The following is an 11,423-nucleotide window of genomic DNA, read 5'->3' as shown; positions in this document are numbered from 1 at the left end:
GTCGGGTTCGGTTCTGATTTCGGGCAGCACTTCGGTTACCTCCTCCCCTTGGACTGGAGGTATTATAATTGAAGTGCCCTGATTTATTCAACAGCTGTTTATCCTCATGTGACGTTGTAGGGGTAATAAAACCAGTCTCGGATGTCTTGCAGTTTGCAAGCGCCCGGCCTGGTCTCCGTTTCCGGTCCGATGCCTGGTGTTCACGTCCCACTCGGTGCCCGACACACGGATCTGTCCCGGAGGGACTGCGGACATTAGCCGGCGGGTGCTCCCCCGGAAGGGGTGCTCCCGCCGGTAACGGGATGATTAGAATCCCCGGGCGCCCCGGAGGCGGCGCCGGAAACATCGTCCGGCGCTCGTTGATCGGGAACTCGGGCCCCGTGGCCATAACCTGCGCAAGCTTGGGACACGGCCGGGATATTCCGCGCAAGCTGAAGCTTGCGCCACCCCCTTCAGTACTTGAAACCCAGGAGGTTCCAGTAGTGCAGGAAGGCGGTGGAGGCCACGACGGCCAGGGCGAAGAGGGTGAAGTGCACCCGCTCGGCGACCGACACGCTGCGCTTCCGCCAGCCGGTGAGCGTGTATCCCAGGGCGAGGGCCGCCAGCGGCAGGTTGACCAGGTTCAGGACCAGGCAGACGTTCAGCCAGAACGTGTAGCCCCGCATGAAGGAGAAATAGTCGGCCTGTGCCTTCTCGAAGTAGAGGTAGATCCCGACCACGGACGCCAGGCTCGAGAGGCTGTAGACGAAGGCCAGGAAGCGCCCGCGGCGAAGGGCGGGAGGCGCCCCCCCCGTGGGCCGGAATTTCCGGAAGAGTTTCCGGGCGGGCCACACCAGGACGAACGACAGGAAGATGACGGAGAAAAAGCCCAGGACGGCGTGCTGGACCGGTGACGTCTCGTACCAATCCAGCTTCTCGAACGCGCCGGTCCCGATGAACAGGTAGCGGACCCTCCCGTCCGGCCCCAGCCGGAAGCTCACCCGGCCCCCGTCCTCCGGCGTGCGGAAAAACAGGGGCTCGATTTCCACGAAGCGCTGTCCGAAGAGTTTCAGACCGTCGCCCGACGCCGTCACCTTCACCTGGTCCCCCAGGTATTTCAGTTTCAGGAGAGACGGTGTCAGGCCTTCCACCTGCCGGTAGTACCCGGCGAATTTCGCGAGGTCCCTGTCGGCCCCCGCCCAGGGTTTCAACGCGGAGAAATCCGTGCTGGCCGGGCAGTAGCGGTCGAGGACGAACGCGGTCAGTTCGTTCTTGAAACCCATGTCGAAGCAGTTGTAGGAGACAAAAAAGCCCCAGTTCTCCTCCGGCAGCAGGTACATCCGGCTCAGGATGCCGGGCATGGCCCCGTCGTGGAAGAGGCCGCGCCGGTCGTTCTGGACGCTTTCCGCGAAGCCCCAGGCCCGCCCGCGCAACCGGGGGTGACAGCCGAAATGGCGGCGCTGCATCTCCCCGGCCCAGGACGGCTCCAGGATCCGGGCATCCCCCAGGGCGCCCTTCTGCAGCTGGGCGATCATGAACTTCGCCATGTCGGTCCCCGTGGACACCAGGCAGGCGGCCGGCACGGTCATGCAGTAATCCGGGGGCTCGGGTGCGCACCGCCCCCCCGCGGACTGGTAGCCCGTCGCCATGTCCGGCATCCAGGCGGCCGGCACCGGCTGGCGGAAGGTGCTGCGGGTCATCCCCAGGGGCCGAAGGATGTTCTTTTCCTGGTAGTCGGCGAAGGGAAGACCGGAGACCTCCTCCACCACGAGACCGGCCAGGGACATGCCGTGATCGTTGTAGCTGAAAACCTCTCCCGGGGCCGTGATGCGCGGCGGCAGCCGGCGGGCCAGGTAGCGCCCGAGGGGCTCGATCCGGGACGGGTCGAGGACGTGCTGGCCGTAGATCCACTCGGCGAAGCCCGCGCTGTGCGTCAGGAGCGCGTCCAGGGTGACCGGCCGGGCGAAGGTCCCGGGGACCTGGAGGGATTTCAGGTAGCGGTTGACGTCCTCGTCCATCTTCACGGCGCCGCGCTGGGCCAGTTGCGTGACGGCCGTGGCGGTGAACACCTTCGAGATGGACCCGGCCTTGAAATACGTGGTTTCGGGGTCCACGGGCTTGCGGCTCTCCAGCGAGGCGTAGCCGTACCCCTTGGCATAGAAGACCCGGCCGTCCTTCACCAGGACGAAGACCGCGCCGGGGATGTGACGGGCTTCCATCTCCCGGGCGAAGAAGGCGTCCACGGCCTTCGCGAACTCCGCCGGGTCGACGGGCCCCCGGGAAGCGGCCGCCCCGGCCGGCGGCTCAACCGCTTTCACCGGGGCGCTTGCGAACAGGCCTCCGAAAGTCAGGATCAGGGCGACAGCGGCAAACCGGTGCAATTTCCCCTTGTATGAACTCGACATGTTTTCCTCCCGGGTTATTCAGAATTTTCCTTTGATCGCGAAGTGGTCATCGTTTTGGACAACAACTCATCTTCGCGTCCGGGCCCTTTTCGTGTGGTTCGTGGTTCCAAAAAGGCTTTTAGCTTTTTAGGCTGAAGGGGTTTAGAGCCCGACCCGGGGAATCGTAGCCGTCGTGAAAAGCCTGCCTCGGCCCCGGAATCCCGTTCGTATATTTCGTGGTTCATCCCTGTTTCACCCGGGCCGGAAGGGGCGAGGCCGCCCCGTTTTCGAGGTATGACAGCCACACCTCCGCCAAGGCCCGAACGAGGGCTTCCTCCGAGGCGTACTCCGGCAGGTCGAGCAGCGTCGTCTGCGCGAAGACCACCATCTCCTTCACGGCCGCCACCACCAGCGTCATCCCCAGGCGGAGGGCGCAGGCCGGGTCGGGGTGCCGGATCTCGGCGCGCCGTTCCCGGAGGAGGTCGCAGACCGTATCGATGCACCGGACCAGGCGGCGGCCGGCGGCCTGGAAGCGGTCGTTGGGCGACAGCCGCACCCGCAGGATGAGGGACCGCTGCATCCCCTTCCTGCGGGTGTAGGTCCGCCAGACGAAGCGGACCAGTTCCGTCACGGCCTCCGCCAGGGGCGCCTCCCGGTGCTGCCGGACGAACTCTTCCACGTCCGCCTCCACGGCGGCGACGAAACGCTCGTCCAGGACGTGGAGGAGGGCCATCTTGTCCGGGAAGCGGGAGTAGAAGACCCCCACCGACGAGCGGGCCTCCCGGACGATCTCGTTGACCGTGACCTCGGCGAAATCCTTCGTCTCCAGGATTCGCTCGGTGGCGTCGAGGATCCGCTGCAGGGACCGCTCGCTGCGGGTCTGGCGGGGCGCCCGGGTCAGGCCGCCGGGGGACACCGGTTCTCCATCCGATTGTTTCTTCATGCCTTACCCTCTTTCAAACGTCGATCTCAATCCCGGATCGAATCCCAACTCTGATTAGAATTAGAATTCTTGTTCTATTATACGACAGGTCCACGGGAATTGTTGCGACCCTCCTCAACAAAAAGGATAAAAAAAAGCCGTTTTTATTTCAAACCACTAATTGCACTAATGTTCACTAATGATGGGGTCGAAAAAAGTCGGAGACTCAGCTCTTCCGATGTTGTAACTCATTTGTTTGTAAAACCGTCCTGGAACGTTTTTGGTCCCGTTATTAGTGATTATTAGTGAAATTAGTGGTTTACCCGGAAGCGGCCGTTGCACTTTCCCGCCGGATTCCTTACAATGCCCCCATCCGGTGCCCCGAGGCGCCGGCGATCTCTCGAGGAGGGCATTCCGATGAAAGTCCGGTTTCTTACGCTGAGCCTGCTGATCCTTGGCTTCGGGGTGGTTCCCCTGGCGGCCCAGGAGGATACGGAGACTCCGGCAACGGAGACGGAAGCGAAGGACTTCCCTTACCTCTCCCGCCTGGACCGGTACAGTTTCTCGGCGGAGGAGGACGTGGAGTTCGACAGCTTCCGCTTCTTCAACGGGAAAACCATGCAGGCCGTCGAGGGCCGGAAATGGGTGCGCCGCTACAACCCCGAGGAGGGACGGATGCCCGCCAGCAACCTGCAGATCATCCGGAACTACACCAACGCCATCAAGGCGGCGGGCGGGACGATCTTCCACTCCGGGCCGGTGGAGAGCGAAGCCTACGAGGACCATTTCCAGTCCGACAGCATTTCCGCCCGGTTGACCAAGGGCGACAAGGAGATCTGGATCGACCTGCGGTGCACGTCGGACGGCGAGTACTACATCACGGCCATCGAAAAGCAGGCCATGCGGCAGGACGTGAAGGCCTCCGAACTGTTCGACGCCCTGGAGAAGGACGGCTTCGTGGCCATCGACGTCAATTTCGACACCGGCAAGGCCACCATCAAGGCGGACAGTTTCCCCGTGCTCGACCAGACCGCCGACATGCTGAAAGCGAACCCCGCGCTCAAGGTAAGCGTGGAAGGGCACACCGACAACACCGGCACGCCGGAGGCCAACAAGAAACTCAGCGAGGAGCGCGCCCGGGCCGTTGTGAGCGCCCTGGTGTCCCGCGGCGTGGAAGCCGGCCGGCTCAAGTCCGTGGGATGGGGCCAGGAGAAGCCCGTGGCCGACAACCGCACCGAGGCCGGCCGCGCGAAGAACCGCCGGGTGGAGATCGTAAAGCAGTGATCCCCCTGAGATGAGCTTTTGCAGATGATGCAGAAGTATCGGCACCCGGGTCGCAGACCCCGCTCGTGTGGCGCAGCGGATTCGCGATCCTTTTCCGATTCCTCCGTCACGGATCAGGCGGCATCGCAATCGTACCGGTGAACGCTCATGACCTTTTCCTCCCTGATGATCATTCGTGTCCTTCTCATGAGTTGCTACGTGGTGGTCAGCCTGGTGACCTGGGGGCTGCTCCGGGGAGAACATCATTCGTGGGTTTTCTCCCCCGCGGCGTTTCTCCTGTCCTGGTCCGGCCTCCCCGCGGGCATTCTGAGAAGCCTGTCCGTCACCCTTCCCGAAGAGGGCTTCCTGAGCATTTTCAGGCTGCTCCTGTTCCTGGTCATCCCCGCCTATTTCTACCTCTGGCTGCAGCTGCCCGTCCACTGGGCACGGAAGGGGCGGGTTTTCCTCTTCGACCGGCTCGTTGCCTTCCACTTCGCCGGGGCACTGATCATGCTCGGATTCGTCGGTCCCATGCCCGCCGAGGGCATGAGCCGGTCCTTCCTGGTGTCCTGGATCGGGCACGTCGGTTACGCCATCCCCCAACTGGTCTACCTGGTGATCTTCTGCCTGCTGGACCGCTCCCTCTGTCTCTCGATGCAGGAGTTCCTGGCTCCGGGCCGGAACTCCCCGGAAACCAGGGCGCCGCAGAGCGAAGAGACGCTCCCCTCGGAAACGGGAAGGGAGGGCGACAGGCAAAACGCTCCGGCCGCCCCGGCAGGGCATGACCGGGCTGTCTCCAGACTGGCGTCCCTTCGCGCGGCGGCCGTGATCGGATACCTGGTCGTCAGCCTCTGGGTGCTGCCCCTCCTCGTGGGATCCGGCGGGCCGGCTTCCCTCACCGTCGTGGCCTCGTGGTCCTTCCTGCCCTACGGGATACGCACGGCCCTGGGGACGGGCGCCCCGGCCACCCTCCCGGGGTTCGAGCTCGGGCTCTTCCTGGTGCTGATCCCGCTCTGCTACCTCTACGGGTGGGTCCGGGCGACGCACAACCTGGCCCGGAGCGGGCGTACCCGACTTTACGTGCGCCTGATCGCCTTCCACTTCGTCGGGGTGCTCCTGGCGCTCCTGGTCATCGATTTCCCGGCGAGTACCGCGAGACACCCGGGCTCATGGACGGGCGCTCTTCCTCTCATCCTCCCCCAGGTGGTCGTAACCCTGCTCTACCTCCTGCTCGACCGCCAACTCTGCCTGTCGTTGCAGTCGGTATTCCTCCGGGGAAGAGACGTCGTGGAGATCCCCGGGGCAACGGACGAAGGCCCCGCCAATGACCGGGAGGGTGCGACCTCTCCCGAAGCCGGCCGGCCGGACGTCTCCGACCCCAATGCCGGGACACACCCGGGATGAGCATGAGAGAGCCTTTCCACCGGAGGACAAACCATGGGACCTGACCCCCGGAAAAACCAGCGCCGCAAGGCCCGCGTGGCCCTGCTGATCTTCGTGGCGGGCATCTGGATCATCTACGAGGCGATCCTCAAGCTCATCCACCGGGAACCCCTCGACGCCCCCCTGTGGGGCATCGTCATCATGCTGATCTCCGCCGTGGCCAACTTCATCGTCTCGCGGATGCTGTTCAAGGTCGGGAAGGAGACCGACTCCAGGAGGAATCCCACCGTCTCGTCAGCGACCTTTCCGCCAGTATCCGTGCCCGCTACCCCGGCACCAGCGTGATTATCCACGTCGAACCGTGCGCCGAGGCCGGCTGCGACCACAAGGCCTGCGACAACGGGTGCCGGATAATCTCCGAATCCGCTTGATCACCCGAATCGATTTCCCTCCCTTCGCATCACTCCGGAAAGACCCTTGGGAGGGAATCCATGAAAAACCGTATCACGTATCTCCTGACCGGCCTCCTGGCCGTCTGTTTCTTCACCACGGCCGTGTCGGCCTTCTCCCTCACCATTTACTTCGGCGCCCCCCCGAACTGCCGGGGGTTCGGCCTCTGTCGCATCGTCATCGACACCCGGGCGGACGGCGCCAACGCCGACGCCGCCCTTCGCGGCGGCCAGATGAAAATCCGCTTCCTCCAGCCGCCCCCCGAAACGGCCTTGCTCGAACAGGACGGCCGCAAGGTCCTCCGGGTGAGTGAGAACATCCGTTGCCAGATCACCCCCGACAGCGCCGCCGCCGTGGGGTACGCGGCCATCACCGTATTGAAGGGTGACTACGCGGTGGCCAACGGCGAGGTCACAGTCCGGGTGAAGGCCGAGGGTGCCGGAAAGGGAAAGGCCAACCCGACCGACACCCGCTGACGATCCCTGCGGCCCGAGAACAAATCGGCAGCCTGATCTTCGTAGGCCTCAGCTCTCGGAAACCGTTCCCGGCCCGTGCCCAGCCATGGTGCTGACCGGGGGGAGCCGTCCCCACCCTCGACAGGAGGGTGGGGCTCCCTCTCGGGATGCCTCTCTACACGAGGGCCAGGGCGAGGCGGAGGAGATCCAGGGCGTCCACCCTGCCGTCTTCGTTCAGATCGGCCATCGCGGCGGACAGGTCGTCTCCAGCGGGGTGCGCCGCCAGCATCTGCGCCAGGAGAAGAAGGTCGGCGGCGTTCACGGCCCCGTCGGCATTGAGGTCGCCGCTCACGGAGACGGTGACCGTCCGGCTGTCGGCGCTGCCGCAAGTTCCCGTCACCCGCACCCAGAAGGTCATCACGCTGGTCAGGGGCGGGGTGGTGTACGCCGGCGAATCACTCCCCACCGGCGTCGAGGTGTTACCGGAAAGCCCCTGGTACCACTGGTAATGGAGGTCCTCCCCCACCGCGGTGACCGTCAGGCCGGCCGTCTGGCCGGGGTCCACCCCGGTGTCGGCCGGCTGGACCGTGATGGCGGTCGAGGTCCGGAGGGTGAGGGCGGCGGCGGTGCTGTCGTCGCTCCCGCAGGCGTTGGTCACCCGCACCCAGTAAGCGGTCGAGGACGTGAGAGCCGGCGTGGTGTAGTTGGCCGCGTCGGCGCCCACCGGGTACGTGGTGTTGCCGGCGTTCCCGCGGTACCACTGGTAGTGCAGGGGCCCCGTGCCGGTGGCCAGCACGTTCAGAGCCACCGTCCCCCCCGTGCAGAGCGACTGCCCGGACGGGTGGGTGGTGATCTCGGGCGGGGTGCAGGGCCCTTCCACGGTCACCAGGGCGGCCTGGCTGTCGGCCGTCCCGCAGCCGTTGGTCACCCGGACCCAGTAGGAGGTGGACACGGTGAGGGCCGGCGTGGTGAACGCGGAGGCGTCGGTCCCCACGGGGGTCGACGTGTCGCCGGCGTTCCCCTGGTACCACTGGTAGTGCAGCACCGGGGAGCCCGAGGCCGTGACGGTGAGGGTCGTGGTCTGACCGGAGGGGATGCTGACCGGCTGCGGGTGGGTGGAGATGTCGGGCCCCGCGTTCACCGTGACCAGGGCGGTGTCGCTGTCGTCGCTGCCGTAGGCGTTGGTGACCCGCACCCAGTAAGCAGTGGAAACGGACAGGGCCGGAGTGGTGAAGGCGGCGGAGTCCGTCCCCACGGCGGCGCCCGTATCGCCGCTGTTCCCCTGGTACCACTGGTAGTGCAGGGGCGCCGTGCCGGTGGCGGTGACCGTCAGCCCGGCGGTGCCGCCGGCGCAGATCGCCGCACCCTGCGGATGGGCCGTGACGGCGGGTGCCTCACCGCCCGAGGCCGTGAAGTGTGCGCTGATGACCGTGTCGCCCTTGATGGTCACGTTCGCCGGGTTGACGGACCCGGTGAGGCCGCCGCTCCAGTGGTCGAAGGTGAAGCCCCCGGCCGGCGTCGCGGTCACCTGGACCACGGCGTTGTAGTTCTGGCTGCTGGTCCCGGAAGGGGAGACCGTGCCCGTCCCTTCCGCCACCTGGGTCTGAAGGTTGTAAGTGGCCGCGTGGGAGCCCAGGCCGCCGAAGGTGTCCACCGGGAAGCCGTCCCACTGCACGGAGGGGTCGAAAGCGTCGCTGCCGTTGGCGTCGCCCGCGTGAACGGTGGTCTTGCGGCGCAGGGTCATGTCCTGGGTCTTGATGGAGCCGCCCGCCCCGGACCAGTAGCTGCCCGGGTCGATACCCACCTGGCCGATGACGTCGAGCACCGTGCTCCCCTTCTTGAGGACCACCGCGTCGTCGCCGTTGAAGGGGATGGCGTAGATCTGGTCGGCGTAGGCGGCCAGGAGGTTGTCCGCCACCACGAAGACGTCGCCGTCCGCCACCGTGCCCGACAGGGTGCAGGTCTGGCTGGGGGACGAGGCCCCGTTCTGGTAGAACTCGACGGTGTAGCCGCCCGTGCCCAGGTTCACCGCCACCCCGGTCTCGTTGTAGATCTCCAGGGCCTTGTTGGTGCTGCTCCCCTCCACGTACTCGGAGAAGTAGAGGTCCCGGGTGGGCGTGTACTCGATAAAGTGGGCGTGGACCGTCTTGTTGCCGTTCATGGTGACGGAGCCGGGGTTGGCGCTGCCGGACAGATCGCCGCTCCAGTGGTCGAAGGCGTAACCCGAGCCAGGGATGGCCGTGACGGGCACGATCGCCCCCTCGGCCTGGACGGTGGTCCCGGCCGGGGAGACGCTCCCCGACCCCTCGGCGACGTCGGTGGTGAGGGTGTAGGTGACGCCCGAGGCCACGAAGTGGGCGTAAACCGTCTTGTTGCCGGTCATGGTGACGGAGGTCGGGTTGGTGCTTCCGGAGGCGTCGCCGCTCCAGTGGTCGAAGAGCCAGCCGGCGGAAGGGGTGGCGGTGACCTCGACCACCGTGTTCTCGGCGTAGACGTTGGACCCCGCCGGGGAAACCGTCCCCTGCCCCGCGGCCACCCCGGTGGTGAGCGTGTAGGACGTCCCCGTGCCGGTGGTGATGTCGGAGGTGAAACGGGGCATGATCTGGTAGCCGGTGTCGTAGGGCGAGGCGCTGTCGTACTGCGACCCGAGCCCGGTGACGTTGAAGAGGCCGGAGGGGGTGGCGGTCCCGTCGATGAGCCCGTCCTTGTCGATGAAGAGGGTCGTCGTCCCCGTGCCGTCCTGGATGGTGACCGACCCCGAGCTTCCCGAGGGCGGGAAGGTCCCCGACACCACGGTGACGTTCTCGATGCGGATCAACTTGCCCTCGGTGGCCTCGGTGACCTGGCTGCAGGTCACCACCGTCGCCGCCGGGGCGCTCCCGGGGCCCATGACGCTGATGGACGTCCCCGCGGCGCCTATGGCGAGCTGGAGTTTCCCGTAGAACTGGCCCACGACGCCGGTCACCAGGGTGTCGTCCCCCAGCACCACGGCTGGGGACGCGGAGGACCCGTTGTAGACGTCGACCCCCGCCCCCGAGGCGTCCTGGACGTAGATGTCGTTCTGGCCCGAGGCGCTGAAGCAGTTGGCGGTCGGCGCCGTGGCGTTGCCGCGGACGGTCACCGTCAGGCCGTTGTTCAGGTTGTTGCCGTTGGCGTCGACGGGCGTGCGGATGTCGGCAATGGTCACCGAGCCGAGCTGGTAGGTGAAGGTGGAGGAGACGGCCGTCTGGGCCTGGTCGTCGGTGGCGTCGACCTTGTAGACCACCAGGGTGTTGTCGTAGCCGGGGATGGAACCGGACCAGGTGTTCCCCGCGCCGTGGGCCATGGCCACCGTGGTGAAGCTGCTCTCGTGGGCGCGACGGTAGGAGAGGTTCGCGGACGCGACGGTCCCGTTGTCGGTGATCTCCGCCTGGACGGTCACCACCTGGTTGGGCAGGGGCGTCGCCGGCGTGGTGGTGGGCGTGGCGATGACCGGGTACGGATCGACGGGGCCGGAGCCCTCCGCCAGCCACTTGGTGAGGTTGAGGAAGAGTTCGCGGTCGGTGACCCCCGACTCGTTCCACCCGTCGTAAAGCTCGTCCCCGGCGGCCCCGGTGCCGTCGTCCGCCGGGGAGGAGTCCCCGGCGAAGGCGATGCGGCCGGTGCCGAAACGGCTGGTGGCCAGGACCACCTGAGTGCTCAGCTGGGAGGAGGACTGCCAGATCTGGCCGCGGGCGTAGGGGTTGCCCCCGGTGTCGACGGTCATGGCGGACCCGGCGTGGTAGGCGATGCCGGTGACGTTCCCGAAGGGGCCGGTGAAGAGGGCGATGTCCTCGGGTTGGGACTGGTCGGTCCGGATGCTGGTGTAGGACCCCGAGACGGAGTTGTTGTTGAACTTCACGCCGAAGATGTTGGTCACGGCCCGGGGGTTGTTGTCGAAAAGGTCGTTCCAGATGTGGGGGGAGTCCCACCCGTCGCCGTTGCGGTCGCTGCCGTTGTGGTCGGCGATGCAGAAGAGCCCGCCGCCGTTTTCCACGAAGTTGAGCAGGGCGGTTTTCTCGGCGTCGGTGAAGCGGATGTTGGGCTCGCAGCAGACGAAGACCTGGAAGTGGGAGAGGTCGAGGGGGTCCGAGGTGTTCCCGTAGGTGATGGTGGACCCGGCGGGTAGCTGGGTGATGGTGTAGGTCCCCATGGCGCCCGAGGCCTGGTAGAGCTCGAAGCCCCACGACGAGATCCCGCCGATCCATTGCGACTCGCTCGCGGGGTTGGTGGGCGAGGGCGTGGGCTCGTTGTCGTCGATCTTCCAGTCGGCGTTCCCGGCCGTCTGGGCCTTGGAGTTGTCGAACAGGACCCTGTACTGGGCCGCTGCGGGCGTGAAGCAGACGGCCAGGAAGAGGGCCAGCATTGTCCACCGGAGAAGCTGTTTCATGAGAACCTCCCTGTTTGTTCGAATCGACGGCGGGTACCGGCGCGATCTCCCCCTGGCTCGGCGCGGGTCGAGCACGAGACCTGACGACGGGAAAAAACCGGCGCAAGCCGGGCGGCCCGGACCAGGGTCCCCCCTGGCGGTGTGCCTGACGTGTACCCCCGAAACCGCCCTTTGACGGC

At 66.2% G+C, this 11,423-nt stretch carries 7 protein-coding genes; 4 read left to right on the top strand and 3 right to left on the bottom strand.

Annotated elements, in window-relative coordinates; genetic code table 11:
* Positions 1-452 precede the first annotated feature (452 nt).
* Both KA419_09700 and KA419_09695 read right to left on the bottom strand, forming a co-directional pair.
* Positions 453-2,384, bottom strand: coding sequence for a beta-lactamase family protein (locus tag KA419_09700; protein ID MBP7866212.1), 1,932 nt, complete (start codon positions 2,382-2,384; stop codon positions 453-455).
* 220 nt (positions 2,385-2,604) lie between these two features.
* Complete coding sequence (locus tag KA419_09695) at positions 2,605-3,306, bottom strand: TetR/AcrR family transcriptional regulator (GenBank protein MBP7866211.1); 702 nt, start codon at positions 3,304-3,306, stop codon at positions 2,605-2,607.
* A gap of 396 nt (positions 3,307-3,702) precedes the next feature.
* On the opposite strand from KA419_09695, the gene KA419_09690 reads away from it, so the two are divergent.
* The 4 genes from KA419_09690 (at position 3,703) to KA419_09675 (ending at position 6,857) form a co-directional block, all read left to right on the top strand.
* Positions 3,703-4,569, top strand: a complete 867-nt coding sequence (locus KA419_09690) for an OmpA family protein (GenBank protein ID MBP7866210.1) — start codon at positions 3,703-3,705, stop codon at positions 4,567-4,569.
* A gap of 147 nt (positions 4,570-4,716) precedes the next feature.
* Positions 4,717-5,952, top strand: coding sequence for a hypothetical protein (locus KA419_09685; GenBank protein MBP7866209.1), 1,236 nt, complete (start codon positions 4,717-4,719; stop codon positions 5,950-5,952).
* 33 nt (positions 5,953-5,985) lie between these two features.
* Positions 5,986-6,276, top strand: coding sequence for a cation transporter (locus KA419_09680; GenBank protein MBP7866208.1), 291 nt, complete (start codon positions 5,986-5,988; stop codon positions 6,274-6,276).
* Positions 6,277-6,422: 146 nt separating this feature from the next.
* Positions 6,423-6,857, top strand: coding sequence for a hypothetical protein (locus KA419_09675; protein MBP7866207.1), 435 nt, complete (start codon positions 6,423-6,425; stop codon positions 6,855-6,857).
* A 154-nt stretch (positions 6,858-7,011) separates the two neighbouring features.
* Here KA419_09675 and KA419_09670 read toward each other — a convergent pair whose 3' ends face one another.
* Complete coding sequence (locus KA419_09670; GenBank protein MBP7866206.1) at positions 7,012-11,244, bottom strand: lamin tail domain-containing protein; 4,233 nt, start codon at positions 11,242-11,244, stop codon at positions 7,012-7,014.
* Positions 11,245-11,423: the final 179 nt, after the last annotated feature.

The sequence above is a fragment of the Acidobacteriota bacterium genome (assembly GCA_018001935.1).
GTDB lineage: Bacteria > Acidobacteriota > JAAYUB01 > JAAYUB01 > JAAYUB01 > JAGNHB01.
This window is presented reverse-complemented; position numbering and strand designations above follow the sequence as displayed.